Source organism: Streptococcus mitis subsp. hohhotensis (assembly GCF_020089495.2).
In the GTDB taxonomy this organism is placed as follows: Bacteria; Bacillota; Bacilli; order Lactobacillales; family Streptococcaceae; genus Streptococcus; species Streptococcus hohhotensis.
Genome location: NZ_JAIRCA020000020.1, coordinates 22856 through 40554 on the forward strand (window position 1 = coordinate 22856; position 17699 = coordinate 40554).

A 17699-nucleotide genomic window follows, 5' to 3' on the forward strand; every position below is an offset into this window, starting at 1 on the left:
AAGAAGGCTAATGTAAATCTATTGGATATACATTAGCCTCTTTGGATAGATGATTATCGTTGCTCTGATGACTTATTTTCTATAAAATGATTTACCCTAGTCAAGATCTCTTTTTCCAGTTCTGTTATTTGTTCCGGACCCCAACCAGAATCTTTTTTAGAAGTTATCTTTGCCATCATCTGTAATTTTAAACTCTGACGATGGAATATCCCTTCTCTTTCCCATTGTTCTAATTTAGCCTCTGGATAGGAGTTGCCAAACCGGGAGTTCTGACTATCGGTAATGATACAAAGATTGCCAAAGGAATGTAAAAACTCAGCAGGTAATTGGCTCTCTCCATCATGTCCATTTGGATTCTGAGGATACCAATGCTCTATGGAGCGACGATATGCAAATTTAAAATCTTTAAACTCAATATCGTAATCTTTCTTCAATTCTTCACGATTTTTCCACAAAACATAATCCACAAAGTTAAAAGCGTAAACAGGAATTACCCCATATTTTTTGATACTTTTATCTTCGGTAAACAATCTTTCCTCAGCATATCTCACTGCCATTTTTTCAAGAAAATCCTTAAAAAGACTAGCAAATTCTGTTTGATTTAACTCTTCAATATGGTTAAAGAGGAATTGCAAGATTTCATATAACCAACGACTATCACGATTAGCAGTAAAGGTCACAGCAAACATGGATTGAAGGAGGATAATGTTTTTGTTTAAATTGTCAAAAGTATTGTTTTGATAATTAATTCGAACATATCTCCATCCTCCATTTTCATTTCGTTGATATGTCTCATACTTACCTCGCTTGATTTGCCATTCGGTTTCATTTTCTAATTGAACATTTTTTACGATTAGCGTATCAAATATATGCTTCATAGTCAGAAGTAGTTGCCCAAATTGTTGGACCCATTTTCTATCTCGACGTTCAATTTGAAATATTGTCAATAATTTTTTATCATCAAATGTAGTTTCGTCATTTCCTTCCATGATAAAAAAAACTTGAAGCAAAAATGTTGGAAAATCAATTACAGTCGTATAATTTGAAATATCTGCTCCATTATTTACTAAGCTACTACTTTCATATTTTGTCTGAGTAATTGCATCTAGTAAACTTCGTTGCTCAATTTTTTTTACTCTTATTTTCTCAAATACACTTTCCAATTTGAAGTTAGTAAATTCTTTACCAAAAATTTTCTCCCCCTCTTCATCAGTATTGTTTGGTCTACTTCGAATTTGAAAAGTTTTTATTACCGGCTTATCAAATTCTGCACAGGCATCCCAAATTCTCGCAAATCTTTGTGCCATTTCTTGATCTTCACCGAACTTAGCCATCATTTGTGCCTTGAGAATCTCATGAGCCTCTAGTTGTTCTCCTCGAGAGTTGAAACGTTCGAAATAAAGATTCAAATCTAAATCTTCAGGAAGTATACTCCGAAAAATGATAACATTCTCAAAAAGATAATCAACGAAAGACTGAGGATCAAGACGGCGCTCCTCTAGCACTTTTTTCAATGCGTCTCTAGCATGTCCGTAACCTCTAGTCAGCTCATTTTCATCGCCCTCTAAAATTTTTTTCTTGGCAAATAGATCTTGAATATTCTTATTTGATTTCTTCCGAGCTGGGAAGGTAAGATTGACAGCCTTCAATCTATCAAAACCAAACTCATGCTTCAAAGCTAAGGCAATCAAATTAAGGGCTGTTGTTCGTTGTTGCCCATCTATGATTTTGAAAATGTCATTCTCTTTATTAACGACTAATGTTCCAATATAGTAATTGTAATTATCTCTATTTTCTTGAAAAGCATCTGCTACGTCGTTCAATAACTGTTCAATTTCATCATAAGTCCAAGCAAAATTTCTCTGATAAAGAGGAATAGCATAGGTATCTTCATTTAACAAACGATTAACTGATAAGCTTATATGTGTTTCTACCATTTATCTTTTTCCTCTTCTATAATCTTGTCCACAGTATAATTTTCAAATAATTCTCTATCTATCTTGATCATGAAATCATTCGGAGTAACAGCATGGGATAAAAGTTGAAATAGCTTTTGAGCCTCTTTTTGTCTAAAACTTCCACCAGCGGCGTATTTCCCTACCGTTGCATCATATATAGCTTTAGACTTAACTCGAGGGTAATAAGACCAAATAAACAAGGTCTCTACTATCTCCTTTGATAGCTCCTCTTTTCCAAATCTATCTGCGAAAAGCGAGCAAATATTTAGGAATATATTGTGACACTTGAGGTAGCGTCCTTTTGAGCTATTGTAAATGTTTAACATACCTTCTGGGTAAGCCAAATTTTGTTCTTCCTTCTCTGACTCATTAGAGAATCCTAACTTTTTATTTAAAAATTTTTTATGAACTCTAATAGTTTCATGAGCAGATTCAATATACTCAAAAAATTTACTTCCATCAATGATTGGCATAGTAATGGACATAGGGAGCTTTTCAATATGACGATACAATTCTAAGTATGGAAAGTTCTGATTCAAATCAACGCCTTTAAAATCGTCAATAAAATCCTCTGTAAAACGGAGATAAGATCCATAACGCTTGTTTGTCAATCCTGTCTCTCCTCGCGACCAACGTCTCATACGAAAAAGATGTTTATCAAATAACTCTTTGAGACTTAAATCTTTATCTTCTACAAATTGCTCCCACTTTTCCACAATTCTTTCATCTTCGGAATCTTGCTTGCGAAGATGATAGGCTTTGAGCAAATCATGAGGTTCTAAAGATTTTCCACGATTATTCTGAGAATCAAATAACTGAAAGGCTTCAGATAATCGTTTCTTTGGCATAGTAATCACGGAGACAGAACAATTTTCCAATAAAAAATTGCAAATATCTTTTGCCTGATTTTCGCCAACCAATTGAGTCAAATTTTCCCACTCATTATAATTTTCACTCGCATGATAGCAAGATAGCTCTCCAAATACAGCAGCACTCAGCAGTTGCTTAGCACCCTTATAATTCTCTAATCTATCTAATAAATGAAGAAACAAGGAAATTGAAATTAGCCGTTGCTGTCCATCGACAATATCATATCCATCATTTTCATGTAAGATAACGGAACCAATCTGATATTCCTTTTTCCCCATAGCATCTCGTAAATCATAAAAAAGATTACGGATATGTTTTCTGTTCCATTTATAAGGTCTTTGATAAGAAGGAATCCGCAAATTCCCTTCTTTCAATAGTTCTCCAACCTTTTTAGAAGTAAATTGAATAGTCATTTTATCCTCATCTATTATATTTATCTAGCATTTCTTGAACTGTTTGCTTCATATCCTCCACTAAAATCCGAGGAGACAAAATAGTAACTGCTTCCCCTTGCCCCAACAACCAGCGTTTAAGCCCCGGTGTATGCTGACTCTCAAACTTAAAATGAGTCCAGTCGCCATTTTTCCCAACTGTTTTTGCATTTGGAAATTGATCCATCACAATCGTCGGATCGTACAAATACTCGATTTCAATACTGATTTTCTTCCCGATAAAAGCATCTACTCTCTCGTTACGAATGTCGCCATCTCTAAATTTATCTCGATAAGAAATAGAGGGTTTCTCTATATCACTAAGAGACCATGACTCGATACGGTCTACTCTTAAAGTAATATAAGTAGCATGTTTCAACTGGTAGACAACTAGATAGAAATAATGACTATCATAATAAAGAGAGACTGGCAAAACAGTCTGCCTCTTAGAAGATTCAGAATAAGGTTTTTGATAGATAATATCTAGAACCTGTTCATGCAAAATAGCTTCTGATAAATTCCAAATTTTCTCTATTCTATTTTGTTGATCCGTTAAGGGAGCATAGTTCAGCTTTTCACTTCCAATAATCTGCTCGATTTCTTTCCGATCATCACGGGGAACTAAGACCAGTAAATTATGTAGTAAACTAGCAATTTCTGGTCTATTCAGTGCTCGATTTTCCAATAAAATCTTTGAAATAACGAGAATATCCTTTTTATTAAAAACTGACTTACTTGCTAAACAATACTTATTCGTTTTACGGTTATAAAGCAAATCTCCACTATAACTGGTGTGACTAGATAAAATATCACGGAGTAGCGAAAAATCTCTCTGTATCGTCTTTTCACTAACCTCAAATTCCTGAGCCAGTTGCTTTTTTCCTAACGGAGTCCCAAACTGTAAACGTAAAAAAATCGTTAGCAGTCTCTCTTGATCATTCATTTCCAGTCCTTCTACATATTATTCAAACAATACTATTTCCAGTACATTATTATCACTTCTATAGTCTAACTAGCACTTTATATTCAAAACGATTAAAGCAAAATAAACTAGCCCTTAGATGATTTCAACTGTACCACTATGCCAGATTCGAAGAACTCAACTACGGATTCAGGCATATTTTTTAAGTCTTCGGGTAAGCAGTCTGAATATACAATGAAGAGTTTGTTTCTTTTCTTACTCTCTTTGAATCGCTGCATCCAGTATTCCTGTACCCTTTGATCAGCCTCTCCCAAAAATTGAACTCCATTCAGAAAAAGCCAATCATACTCTGTATACTCCATTTGCAGTTTTATCCATTGACTATCTTTAGAAGAAATCAAATTATCTCTCACTCGATAATATGCAAGTGATGCTATTGGAGTAGCAGGTTTTATTTTAGTTAACGTATAATAAAACAAATGCCATCTATCAGTCTCTGAAATACCGCAAATGTAAATACATTGAGAATCTTCTTTTAAGTCTATTTGTGGGAATCCGGTCCAATCATTCCCATCATCTTTCAAGCCTTTTTCAAAATTATAAATTTCCTCTTCAATTGACACATTAGAATTTAAAATTTCTTGATTCACCATATTATACTCTCTTTTCTATTATTTTTAAGAGAATTATAACAAATCAAGTGGACATATTTTGTCCACTTGATCAAAATAAGCAATTTTTTAAAACAATTCATCAAACAAACTCAACTGGTTATCCTCTGGCATATTGCCGAGGATGCCCATTTCGTCCATCTTTTCAACCAAGGTTGATGAAAGCCCTCCACGCTTACGCAATTCTGTTTTAGAAAGAAATTCTCCTTCTTCACGTGCTCGTACCAACTGCTTGGCAACGTTCTCTCCCAGACCATCCATAGCAACAAATGGCGGAATGAGGGTATCCCCATCGATGAGGAACTCTGTCGCCTGACTACGGTAGAGGTCTAATTTGCCAAACTTGAAACCACGTTCCCACATTTCATTGACGATTTCAAGAGTTGTATAGAGGTCAATTTCCACATTAGAGGCCTCATTGTTCTTCCGTTTTTCAGCGATTTCTTCCATTCTGCGTTTGATGGCCTCCAAGCCCGCACCCATGGTCTTGATATCAAAAGCCTTAGCACGGATTGAGAAGTAAGCACAGTAGTAATAAATAGGATGGTGAACCTTGAAGTAGGCCACACGCAAGGCCATCATAACGTAGGCTGCCGCGTGGGCTTTAGGGAACATGTACTTAATTTTCCCACAGGACTCGATATACCACTCTGGCACCTTATTGGCCTTCATTGCTTCGATATAGCCATTTCGCTCCTCTTCGGAAATCTTGAGCCACAATCCCTTACGTACCCGTTCCATGATGGTAAAGGCCATCTTAGGTTCGAGACCAGCATGCATGAGGTAAACCATGATGTCGTCCCGACAACCGATAACGGTTGATAGGTCCGCAATTCCCTGTTTAATCAAATCTTGGGCATTGCCCAGCCAAACGTCGGTACCGTGGGACAATCCAGACAACTGTAGCAACTCAGCAAAGGTCGTCGGATGGGTTTCATCGACCATCCCACGCACAAAGTTGGTTCCAAACTCTGGAATCCCCAACATACCCGTAGGCGTTCCGATTTGCTCAGGTGTTACCCCAAGTACATCAGTACCAGAAAAGAGAGCCATCACACCTTCGTCATCCATAGGGATTTCATTAGGATCAATCCCAGACAAATCCTGAAGTTTCCGAATCATGGTCGGATCATCATGTCCCAGTACATCTAGTTTAAGGACATTTTCATCGATATCGTGGAAGTTAAAGTGAGTGGTCTGCCATTCAGCCGTCACATCATCCGCTGGATACTGGACAGGCGTAAAATCGTAGACATCCATGTAGTTCGGAATAACAACGATTCCCCCTGGGTGTTGTCCAGTTGTTCGTTTAACCCCAGTAGCTCCCTGGGCTAAACGCTCCACCTCTGCAGCACGATAAAATTTCCCATAATCTCTCTCGTAACCCTTGACAAAGCCATAGGCTATCTTAGCTTTCACCGCACCTACCGTTCCTGCACGGAAGGCATATTCCTCACCAAAGATATCACGCACATCCAAGTGGGCACTAGGCTGATCTTCACCCGAAAAGTTCAAGTCAATATCGGGTACCTTATCCCCATCAAAACCAAGGAAAGTCTCGAAAGGAATATCCTGTCCGTTTTTGCTGAGTTTGTGACCACATTTAGGACAGTCCTTATTGGGCATATCAAAACCTGAACCATAAGAACCATCTGTGATAAACTCACTGTACTGACACTGACCACAGACATAGTGAGGAGAGAGAGGATTGACCTCTGTAATCCCAATCATGGTCGCAACGAAACTAGATCCTACAGACCCACGAGAACCAACCAAGTAACCCCGTTCATTGGAACGTTGAACCAGCATCTGCGATGCCAGATAAATCACAGCAAATCCATTCCCCAGAATAGAGGTTAGTTCTTTTTCAATCCGCAAATCAACGATATCTGGCAGCGGATTTCCATAAATCTCAAAAGCTTTCTTATAGGTCAGCTCGGCAACTGTTTCTTCAGCCTTGTCGATGAAAGGCGTATACAAGTCACCCTTAACAACCTCAACAGGTTCAAAGATATCTGCCAAGGCATTTGGATTTTCAATGACTAATTTGCGTGCCAGTGCCTCTCCCAAGAAGGCAAATTCATCCAACATTTCATTAGTCGTTCTAAAATGAACTTTTGGAAGAGGAGCAGGTTGAGCATGTTCGCCGTGACCTATGGTTCGGTTAATCATAGCCCCCTGTCCCAAACTACGGACGATAATTTCACGGTAAATCTCTTCCTCCGGTTCGATATAGTGAACATTTCCGGTAGCCAGAACAGGCTTACCAAGACGGTCTCCCACTTCTATCAAACTTTTGATAATGGTCTGGAGTTCTTCCATATCCTTGACCTGCTCCTTGGCAATCAAGGGAGCATAGATAGCTGGTGGCATGACCTCGATAAAGTCATAATACTTGGCCACCTCAACCGCCGCATCCACACCTTGGGAAACGACTGTATCAAAAACTTCACCTTCAGAGCAAGCTGAACCTAAAATCAAGCCCTCCCGATGGGCATCTAGAACCGTTCTTGGAATCCGTGGCACCCCTTCAAAGTACTTGGTATTGGATAAAGAAACCAGTTTAAAGATATTTTTTAGCCCTACTTGATTCTTGACATAAATGGTCGCATGCTTGATCCGAGCTTTTTTATAAGAATCTGGACTAATCAAATCAATATTAAGTCTAGCTAGATCGGTCACACCATGTTTTTCTGCTACTTCTTTGATAAAAATAAAGAGCAGACGACCAGTAGCTTCCGCATCGTAATTGGCCATGTGGTGATGTTCTAAGGCCACACCAAAACGCTTGGTCAAAGGCCCCAAACCATGACGTTTATACTCAGGATAGAGATTTCTAGCAAACTCCAGCGTATCAATAACTGGCTGACTAATCTTTGGCAGACCATGACGCTCATAGTTGGCATTCATAAATCCAACGTCAAAGGTCGCATTGTGAGCAACTAGAACCGTATCCTTACAAAATTCTTGGAATTCTTGTAAAACTTGTTCTAGTGGTTTGGCATTTTTGACATGATCATCTGTAATTCCAGTCAACTCAGTAGTAAAGGCTGACAAGGGATGCCCGGGATTAATAAATTCATCAAATTCAGCAATGACATTCCCCTTGTACATCTTAGAGGCTGCAACCTGAATCAAGTCATTATAGATGGCTGATAGCCCTGTCGTTTCCACGTCAAAGACCACATAGGTCGCTTCCGATAAGTCCATCTCCACTTCGTTATAGACGATAGGGACACGGTCCTCCACGATATTGGCTTCCATTCCATAGATCAGCTGGATTCCCGCTTTCTTAGCTGCCTTATAGCCGTGTGGGAAGGATTGAACATTCCCGTGGTCGGTGATAGCAACTGCCTTGTGTCCCCACTTAGCAGCTGTCGCAACGATTTCTTCAACCTCTGGTAGAGCATCCATGGTCGACATGTTAGTATGAGCATGAAACTCAACCCGGCGTTCTCCTTCTGGCATTAAATCCTTCCGCTCATAGTGAACAACTTCCTGCACGTCTTGCACGTTCATCGTCAAATCGCGTGTGAAGTTGTTCATCTCCACATTCCCACGAACTCGGAGCCAAGAATTTTTCTTAATTAGATCAAATTTCTGAGCCTCTTCTTCATTCTTAACCCACTTTTGCATAGAAAAACTTGAAGTGTAGTCCGTCATTTTAAAGTTGATCAAAACACGCCCTGTTCTGGTCACTTTTTGCTCCACATCAAAAACAACCCCTTCAAAGACCAAACGATTTTCCTCCGTCGTCACTTCAATCATAGGAGTAATCTCTGCCTTATCCAGCTTCGGTTTAGCTACAGCTTTTTTCGCTTGAAAATCAAAGGCTGGTTTCTCTTCAGCTGGAGGTGGTGCCATCTGTTCCAGTTGCTCCATAGCACGGAGCGCTTCCTCATTAGCCGCTTGAACAATCTGCTCATTTTCAGCATGAAAGGCTTCTTCCTGCTCTTGGGTCAGTACATCATTTTTCTCTACTTGACAGTTAAAAGTAGGAAAACCAAATTTTTCAAGTTGTTTCGCTAAATTAGGAAGATGATTCTTCTTAAAATGTTCCTTATCAATCGCCTCAGAGCCTTCAATAAAGAGTTGATTGCCCTCCGCACGAACTCGCAAATTCTGATAAAGGGACTTAAAACCTTGACTAGCACATGGCCCCTCAGAGAAAGCCTCCCTATAGTAGGACTGCAAGAGCTGGTTTGAAAATTCTTGAGACAGAACCTTGATTTCGAAAATAGCTTTATTCCCTGTCTTAGAAAATTCTTCCCTCAAACCTTTCTTTATTTCTAAAAAAATTTCAATCGGTAAAATATTAGAAAATACGAAATGAAACTCCCATACCTTACTAATTTTATGAACCACAACTCGCTCAATATCGGCCTGTGCTAAAGCAGGAGCCTGTCTCATTTCAGCAGGTATCCCCAATTGATTCATCAAAATTTCAAAACTATTTGACATTCATTTTCCTCACATTATTCTCTTACTATTTTACCATACTTAGAGGTGTTTTCTAAAGACAAAAGGAAGCCACTAAGTGACTTCCTTCTAGAGTGAGGACTGATTAGTCTTCACCTTTGTTTTTCTTAATGATTTCTTCTTGTACTGACTTAGGTACATCTTCGTAGTGGTCAAATACCATCATGAATGTACCACGTCCTTGAGATGCAGAACGAAGAACTGTTGCGTAACCGAACATTTCAGCAAGTGGAACGTAAGCACGAACGATTTGGCTGTTACCATGTGCTTCCATACCATCTACACGTCCACGACGAGCAGTTACGTGACCCATAACATCACCAAGGTTTTCTTCTGGAACAGTGATTGTTACAAGCATCATTGGTTCAAGGATAGCTGGTTGTGCTGATTTAGCAGCTTCTTTAAGGGCAAGTGAAGCCGCAATCTTGAAGGCAGTTTCAGATGAGTCGACATCGTGGTATGAACCATCGTAAAGCTTAGCTTTAACGTCAACCATTGGGTAACCTGCAAGAACACCGTTAGCCATAGATTCTACCAAACCTTTTTCAACCGCTGGGATAAATTCACGAGGAACCACACCACCGACGATTGCGTTTTCGAATTCAAATCCTTTACCTTCTTCGTTTGGAGTAAATTCAATCCATACATCACCGAATTGACCTTTACCACCAGACTGACGTTTGAAGAATCCACGTGCTTGAGTAGAAGCGCGGAATGTTTCACGGTAAGATACTTGAGGGGCACCTACGTTCGCTTCAACTTTGAACTCACGACGCATACGGTCAACAAGGACGTCAAGGTGAAGCTCACCCATACCAGAGATAACTGTTTCACCAGTTTCAACGTTTGTTTCAACACGGAATGTTGGATCTTCTTCAGCCAATTTTTGAAGGGCGATACCCATCTTATCTTGGTCTGCTTTAGATTTAGGCTCAACCATCAATTGGATAACTGGTTCTGGAACGTTGATTGACTCAAGGATGATTTTAGCTTTTTCATCTGTCAATGAGTCACCAGTAGTAGTATCTTTCAAACCAACGGCAGCAGCGATATCACCTGAGTAAACAGTGTCGATTTCTTGACGGCTGTTAGCGTGCATTTGAAGGATACGTCCGATACGTTCACGTTTACCTTTAGAAGTGTTCAATACGTATGAACCTGATTGAAGCACACCTGAGTAAACACGGAAGAATGTCAAACGACCTACGAATGGGTCTGTCATAATCTTGAAGGCAAGAGCTGCAAATGGCTCTTCGTCAGATGCAGGACGAGTTTCTTCTTCATCTGTATCTGGGTTGATACCTTTGATCGCTGGGATGTCAAGTGGGCTTGGAAGGTAGTCGATAACCGCATCAAGCATCAATTGAACACCTTTGTTTTTGAAGGCAGAACCACACAATACTGGGAAGAATTCAACGTTGATAGTCGCTTTACGGATACCAGCTTTCAATTCTTCATTAGTGATTTCTTCACCTTCGAGGTATTTCATCATCAATTCTTCGTCAGTTTCAGCAACTGCTTCAACCAATTTTTCACGGTATTCTTGTGCTTGGTCAAGGTATTCAGCTGGAATATCTTCTTCAAGGATATCTGTACCAAGGTCGTTAGTATAGATTTCAGCTTTCATCTTGATCAAGTCAATGATACCACGGAAGTCATCTTCAGAACCGATCGGCAATTGGATTGGGTGTGCATTTGCTTGAAGACGATCGTGAAGTGTGCTTACAGAGTAAAGGAAGTCAGCACCGATTTTGTCCATTTTGTTGGCAAATACGATACGTGGAACTCCGTACTCAGTTGCTTGACGCCAAACTGTTTCAGTTTGAGGTTCAACACCTGATTGTGAGTCAAGAACGGTAACCGCACCATCCAATACACGAAGAGAACGTTGTACTTCGATTGTGAAGTCCACGTGTCCTGGTGTGTCGATGATGTTTACGCGGTGGTTGTTCCATTGAGCTGTTGTCGCAGCAGATGTGATAGTGATACCACGTTCTTGCTCTTGCTCCATCCAGTCCATTTGTGACGCACCTTCGTGAGTTTCACCGATTTTGTGGATTTTACCAGTGTAGTAAAGAATACGCTCAGTAGTTGTTGTTTTACCAGCATCGACGTGAGCCATGATACCGATATTACGAGTTTTTTCAAGTGAAAATTCGCGTGCCATGAGGTTTGTTTCTCCTATTTATTTTGATTTCTATTCTATTATAACACGATTTTAATAAAAACGGATAGGCAGGACCTACCCGTTCTCAATGTTTTCATGCTATTGTTGGTTTCAACTTGTAGATTTACAAGTTGAATTGAACTCGGGCCAGAGTTAGCTAGCCGATTTGAGCCGGAACGGGATGCTGTGTGAAAAAGATAAACTTCCTTGTATTCGTCGAATACTGCGTCAGTTTCCTATTTTCACCTTGCAACCTTACCGTTCCTAGCATCATGATTTAGTTGAGCTCAAGCTAAAAGTCTGGAGAAAAAGATGAATCTCATTGGTTGCAATCGCAACCTGCTTCGATTCCCTATTTTCTCTGGGACTTTCTTAACGCTTTCGCATCCTATCTTACCAACGGAAGTGTGCGAATGCACGGTTAGCTTCAGCCATACGGTGAGTGTCTTCACGTTTCTTAACAGCTGCACCAGTGTTGTTAGCAGCATCCAAGATTTCTTTTGCAAGACGGTCTTGCATTGTGTGTTCACCACGAAGACGAGCAATTGTTACCAACCAACGAAGTCCAAGTGTTGTACGACGTTCTGGACGAACTTCAACTGGGACTTGGTAGTTAGAACCACCAACACGACGTGCACGTACTTCAAGTACAGGCATGATGTTTTCCATAGCTGTTTCAAATACTTCAAGTGCATCGTTACCAGTAGCTTCTTTGATTTGCTCAAAGGCACCGTAAACGATTGAAGCAGCTGTACCACGTTTACCATCAAGCATAACGCGGTTGATAAGACGAGTAACTAGTTGTGAATTGTAAAGCGGATCTGGCAATACGTCACGTTTTGGAGCTCTATTTTTACGACTCATTTCTCTTTATCCCCTTTCCTTATGCTTTTGGACGTTTAGTACCGTATTTAGAACGACCTTGTTTACGATCGTTAACACCTGCAGTATCAAGTGCACCACGGACGATATGGTAACGTACCCCTGGAAGGTCTTTTACACGTCCACCACGAAGAAGCACCACGCTGTGCTCTTGCAAGTTGTGTCCGATACCTGGGATGTAGGCAGTAACTTCGATAAGGTTGCTCAAACGTACACGAGCGAATTTACGAAGGGCTGAGTTAGGTTTTTTAGGTGTCATTGTTCCAACACGAGTTGCAACACCACGTTTTTGTGGTGAAGAAACGTTTGTTTGAACTTTTTTATGACTGTTGTAACCAACGTTCAAAGCTGGTGATTTAGATTTTTCTACTTTTGATTTACGCGGTTTGCGAACCAATTGGTTAATTGTAGGCATCTACATTCTCCTGTGTTTTTTTATTTTTGGTGATGATACACTTGGTGACAGCTATCATCTGTGTGTACTTTTGCAACATTTGTCAGCACGTCCCTGTACACTCTTGAGAGACCAAAAGTAAAAAGTACCGTCTATTATTGTAACAAAATTTTCTATTGGTTGTCAAGATATTTTTCTTTTTTATTGTTAATTTTAGCTCTTTTGTAGTGCCTCCTAAAAAAGAAAAAGGAGGAAACCAAGCCCTCCTCTAGTTACAAAATTATTTGGTTTGATTGAATAATTTCAATTTTAGCACATAATGGTTTTCTAGATATGATAGTATCACAACCAACCAGATTCTTTCGCGATATTAGCTGCCTCTGTTCGATTACCTGCATCTAGTTTTGAAAGAATATTGGTGACATAGTTTCGGACTGTTCCGTTGGATAGATAAAGTTTGTCTGCAATTTCTTGGTTAGAGAAGCCCTGAGCAATTCCCTTTAAAACTGCGATTTCTTGTTCTGTTAATGGATTGGGATGCGTCATCACCACTTCCATCAATTCAGGCGAATACTCCTTGCGTCCCTCAAGGACGGTGTGCAAGGTTTGCATGAGGTCTGCAATGCTTCGTTCTTTTAATACATAAGCATCCACTCCAGCCTTAACCGCACGTTCAAAATACCCAGGACGTTTGAAGGTCGTCACCACAACCACCTTTGTTTCAAGCTTTTCTGCTCGTATCCACTCCAAAACTTCAAGACCTGTCTTAACAGGCATTTCTACGTCAAGGATGGCTATATCTACAGACTCCTTTTCTAATAGTTGGATTGCTTCTTGCCCATTCTTGGCTTGAAGGACAGACTCCACATCCGGTTGAAGCATGAGCAATTGACACATAGCATCTCGCAACATACTTTGATCTTCTGCGACTAACACTTTCATCTACTTTCTCTCCTTATAAGGTAGTCGAACCTGCACTTCTGTCGGTTGTTTCTGACTAATTACCTTTACTTCTCCCGAAAATGGAAGAACACGATCTCGAACTGTATGTAGGTCGTCCCCCTTTATAGAAGTAAAGCCACAGCCATCATCTCTCACTGTTAGAATGAGTTCTTTCTCTGTCCGTTCTAATTTCAAGTAGACTTTAGACGCTTTAGCATGTTTGATGATATTGGTTACTAACTCAAGCAAAATCATGGAAGCCGTTGACTCCAATTCCTGAGTTAAGCTAGCTGTATCTAGTTGATTAGCTATTTCCACCTCAATTCCAGCAATTTCTAACATCTTTTTCACAGTCTCTAGTTCGGATGTCAAAGTTCTAGACTTAAGATTTTCCACAATGGTTCGCACTTCACGCATTGATTCTTTGCTAATTTGCTGTATTTCTCTTAATTCCTTTTCCACCTGTGGATAAGCCTGTATTTGAAATAACTGCAAGGCTAGATCAGTTTTAACACTAATCATAGCAAAGGTATGCCCCAGACTATCATGCAAATCTTGACCGATACGACTGCGTTCATTTTCAGCAAGCAATAGATTTATCTGGGCATTTTGCTTAGCCTGAGCTTCTTTCAAATCCTCCACAATCCGAATCCGAACCAAGCCAAAAGTCATTAAATCGACAAAAGCAAGAATTCCAAGCAGATAGACTAGAAACTCAACTTCGATTCTCTGAAAAATCAAAAGTCTCCCCACAACAAGGACTTGAGCAAGGAGAAATGTCCAGACATGTAAAGACTTTAAACTACGTACGCCAAAATGATAAATTAAGAGATTGGAAAGAAAAAAGAAAAACCAGATATAATTCACAGCAACAAAGGCGGTATTCCCAGCTACATAGACCAGCATGATCCCCCAGAAAAGCCAAGATAGGCGCTGGTTCTTAGTTATTAAAACACCCAAATACGTCACTACAAATAGAATATCAACCAATAAATGCCAGACAGCAAGCTCCCCAATCACTACAGGTAGGATGGGGAAAAGCATAAAAATCAAACTGGCCCAAAACATATAATGTATGCTTTTCAGTCTTTCAAGCATTAAGCATTCTCCTTATGACCTTGAAGGTAAATGGTCAAACCAAACAAAACTGCTGAAAAAACAAGTAGATAAACTGTGGCTGATAGATTGATGCTACCCTCGTTTAAGAAGGTCTTGAGCAACTCCATCAACTGATATGTTGGAAGACACTTACCTACTACTTGCATCCAGTCTGGAAATAAAGAGATGGGCATCCAGAGTCCACCTAAAACAGCCAAGCCTAGATAGAGAAGATTACCCACGACAGACATCAGCTGACTAGAAGGCAAGAGTGTCAAGGTCAAGCCAAGCGCTACAAAAGCTACACTTCCTACTATCAGAAAGAACGCAGCCCCAATCCAGCTTCCTAGAGGCATATCCACACCTCTGACCAAGTGCCCAACTGAGAAAACAACCAGGATTGAGACCAAATAATCAACCATCATACTAGTTATCTTTGATAGATAATATTCTACCATATTTACTGGAGTATGGCGTAATGTTTTCTGCCAGTTGTTGATTTTATCGGTATGTAAAACAGCTGGGAATGAAAACATAGCTGTCGACATCATGGAAAAGGCTGTCATGGAGATGAGGTAATCACGCATAAAATTAGCTGGTCCACCAGGTGTGTCCTGGTACATGCCTGAAAAGAATAAATAGAATGCTGTCGGCATCCCTACGGATAATAGATAATAGACTAATTGTCGTTTGGTCAATAGAAATTCTATCTTGTTTAGTGCGGTCCATCGTTTCATCTTAGTCATCTCCCTTTTGTGTTTCTTCAAAGATTGTATCCAGTAAGCTACGATTATTGACTTCAATTTCTTGAATCCTACATCCTGCTTGCACTAACAGTTCCCAAAAAGCATCTGCTTCGCGTGTGACTACTTGTAGAGCATCCTGTTTTTGTGACCAGTTTTCAACCAAGTCTGATTGTTCGACAACTTCCTTATATGCTAGAGGAAGGATAAAGTGCTTTTCAATCTCCTCACTGCGCATGGCTAGAGGTGTTGTATCGCGAATCAACTCTCCCTTATTCAAGACCAAGATTCGATCCGCTGTATGCTCTACCTCTTCGATATAATGGGACGAATAGAGGATGGTTACTCCCTGAGCTTTTAACTCCTGAACAATTTCCCAAAAGCGTTGCCGAGTTGAAGTATCCATGGCAGCAGTTGGTTCATCTAAAAAGACAAGCTTTGGTCGCCCAATCAAGGTCAAGACAAAAGAGAAGAGACGCTTTTGTCCGCCTGACAATTTTTCTGCAAATTGCTCTTTCTGTTGCTGGTCAAACTGCAATAGTTGATCAATTTCTTGTCTGCTCAAAGGGTTTGGATAAATACTTTGAAAGAAAGCAATCAACTCTTTTACCTTTAGTTTCTGAACGATTACATTCTCTTGAGGGAGATAGGATCTAGTGTAGTCTAACTTAGAGCTCGTCACTGGCAAGCCTTGGATGGATACTTGACCGCTTGTGACCAGTTTATCTCCAAGCAGACAGTCCAAGAGTGTGGTCTTCCCAGCACCATTGGGCCCAATCAAGGCGACGCATTCACCTTCAGCTACCTCAAAGGAAATATCCTTCAAAATAGCCTTGCCCTTGATGTTTTTATTTAGGCTTTCTACCTTAATCATGTTCATGATATTCTCCTTTTAGCCACTCCTCTCCCATAGGAAAGGCGATAAAAATCATAAATCCTAGTCCCCAGACACCACGGATGAATTGGTGAAGGAAGGCTTGATCAAACCAACCTGTAAACATTTCTACCAACCATACCACTAGTGATAGTCCAATAAAAAGATAGAGAAACGCTTTTTTCATTTTTCAAACTCCTTTTTCACATCTGAGACTAATTTCAAACCTTCTATGATAAGCCAAGACATCATTCCAAAGCCAGCAAAAAGCTCCCAAGGAAAATGGTAGAAATCCTCATCCAATCCCGAAAACATGAGATAGGTCATAACTCCTGCTGCTACTAAACTCACTGCGATAATCATTTTATTTCTCATCTCTTCTTCCTCCATTTCATACTTCAATTATAGCCCTTTGAAGTTAGCGGAGCTAGATGCTTCTGTCACTAGGAAATATGACAAATGTCATAAAAGATTCTGTTCAAAACAAGCAAGATACACTATACAATAAAACACAAGTAGAAGAATCTAAAGCAGCTTCCTCAAAAGAAATATCAAACCCAATTCACACTATAATGTAAACTAATACTTACCTAAACTCGTAATAGAAGCAATTTTTATAACATTGAAACATATATTATAGGTTCAACAAAAACTCTTCTATTGCTTTATTAAGAATTAATAAGAGTTATAAAATCTATAAAATTTCAATGTGTATAATTAACTACCGTATTATTAAACAAGGTAGGAAACAAAAAGTATACGCTGATTTTAAAGGAATTTTAGACGATTCTTGAAAGTCATATTTCTTCATTTGACTTCCACAGTTAGGACACAATGGAGGCTCATAATCCAGTTTGGCAATGATTTCCTTGTGTGTATCCTTATTGATGATGTCTAGAATTTTGATGTTTGAGTCTTTGATATCGAGTTGTTTTGTGATAAAACGTAATTGTTCCATATGAATCTTTCTAATGAGTTGTTTTGTCACTTTTCATTATAGGTCATATGGGACTTTTTTTCTACACAAAAATAGGCTCCATAATATCCCCACTACAAATATTATAGAGCCAAAAAAAGAGAGAAGCAAACTGATTCTCTCTTAATGTATATAATATCTAGTTAAAATAAAAAAAGATACGTTTACGTATCTCTGTAATAAATCGGGAAGACAGGATTCGAACCTGCGACACCTTGGTCCCAAACCAAGTACTCTACCAAGCTGAGCTACTTCCCGAGTTAAATAGAAAAATGCACCCTAGAGGAGTCGA

At 39.5% G+C, this 17699-nt stretch carries 14 protein-coding genes, 1 tRNA gene and 1 pseudogene; all 16 read right to left on the reverse strand.

From position 1 onward, the window contains the following. Nucleotides 1–53: 53 nt before the first annotated feature. Nucleotides 54–1937, reverse strand: coding sequence for a DUF262 domain-containing protein (locus K4Z77_RS08195; RefSeq protein WP_000230427.1), 1884 nt, complete (start codon nucleotides 1935–1937; stop codon nucleotides 54–56). Beyond that, a complete protein-coding gene (locus K4Z77_RS08200) occupies nucleotides 1931–3241 on the reverse strand; it encodes a DUF262 domain-containing protein (protein ID WP_224219009.1) in 1311 nt (436 codons plus the stop codon). Before K4Z77_RS08200 ends, K4Z77_RS08195 begins: the two co-directional genes overlap by 7 nt. 7 nt (nucleotides 3242–3248) lie before the next feature. After that, on the reverse strand, nucleotides 3249–4202 hold the full coding sequence (locus K4Z77_RS08205; RefSeq protein WP_224219010.1) for a helix-turn-helix transcriptional regulator: 954 nt from the start codon (nucleotides 4200–4202) through the stop codon (nucleotides 3249–3251). Between the two features lie 107 nt (nucleotides 4203–4309). Then, nucleotides 4310–4834, reverse strand: coding sequence for a DnaA ATPase domain-containing protein (locus tag K4Z77_RS08210; protein ID WP_140833282.1), 525 nt, complete (start codon nucleotides 4832–4834; stop codon nucleotides 4310–4312). Nucleotides 4835–4921: 87 nt separating this feature from the next. Further along, nucleotides 4922–9313 (reverse strand): PolC-type DNA polymerase III, encoded by a 4392-nt coding sequence (locus K4Z77_RS08215; protein WP_224219011.1) that lies wholly within the window; start codon nucleotides 9311–9313, stop codon nucleotides 4922–4924. 103 nt (nucleotides 9314–9416) lie between these two features. Further along, entirely contained in the window at nucleotides 9417–11498 is a 2082-nt protein-coding gene (gene fusA / locus K4Z77_RS08220; protein WP_000090357.1) for an elongation factor G, read from the reverse strand. Between the two features lie 393 nt (nucleotides 11499–11891). Next, a complete protein-coding gene (gene rpsG, locus K4Z77_RS08225) occupies nucleotides 11892–12362 on the reverse strand; it encodes a 30S ribosomal protein S7 (protein WP_000087873.1) in 471 nt (156 codons plus the stop codon). 19 nt (nucleotides 12363–12381) lie between these two features. Beyond that, nucleotides 12382–12795, reverse strand: a complete 414-nt coding sequence (rpsL, locus tag K4Z77_RS08230) for a 30S ribosomal protein S12 (protein ID WP_001142332.1) — start codon at nucleotides 12793–12795, stop codon at nucleotides 12382–12384. Between the two features lie 321 nt (nucleotides 12796–13116). Continuing rightward, nucleotides 13117–13716 (reverse strand): response regulator transcription factor, encoded by a 600-nt coding sequence (locus K4Z77_RS08235; protein ID WP_224219012.1) that lies wholly within the window; start codon nucleotides 13714–13716, stop codon nucleotides 13117–13119. Further along, on the reverse strand, nucleotides 13717–14814 hold the full coding sequence (locus tag K4Z77_RS08240) for a sensor histidine kinase (protein ID WP_224219013.1): 1098 nt from the start codon (nucleotides 14812–14814) through the stop codon (nucleotides 13717–13719). Continuing rightward, nucleotides 14814–15551: an ABC transporter permease gene (locus K4Z77_RS08245; RefSeq protein ID WP_224219014.1), complete on the reverse strand. Its 738-nt coding sequence runs from the start codon at nucleotides 15549–15551 to the stop codon at nucleotides 14814–14816. The genes K4Z77_RS08240 and K4Z77_RS08245 overlap by 1 nt, the downstream gene beginning before the upstream one ends. 1 nt (nucleotide 15552) lies before the next feature. Next, the gene (locus K4Z77_RS08250) at nucleotides 15553–16437 is read right to left on the reverse strand and encodes an ABC transporter ATP-binding protein (protein ID WP_224219015.1); all 885 of its coding nucleotides are present in this window, start codon (nucleotides 16435–16437) and stop codon (nucleotides 15553–15555) included. Beyond that, entirely contained in the window at nucleotides 16424–16618 is a 195-nt protein-coding gene (locus K4Z77_RS08255) for a hypothetical protein (RefSeq protein ID WP_042900261.1), read from the reverse strand. The genes K4Z77_RS08250 and K4Z77_RS08255 overlap by 14 nt, the downstream gene beginning before the upstream one ends. Beyond that, entirely contained in the window at nucleotides 16615–16821 is a 207-nt protein-coding gene (locus tag K4Z77_RS08260) for a hypothetical protein (RefSeq protein WP_224219016.1), read from the reverse strand. The genes K4Z77_RS08255 and K4Z77_RS08260 overlap by 4 nt, the downstream gene beginning before the upstream one ends. Before the next feature lie 382 nt (nucleotides 16822–17203). Then, a pseudogene (locus K4Z77_RS08265) lies at nucleotides 17204–17389 on the reverse strand (ISL3 family transposase); the annotation flags it as partial. Nucleotides 17390–17591: 202 nt separating this feature from the next. Next, a tRNA-Pro gene (locus tag K4Z77_RS08270) sits at nucleotides 17592–17665 on the reverse strand. Nucleotides 17666–17699: the final 34 nt, after the last annotated feature.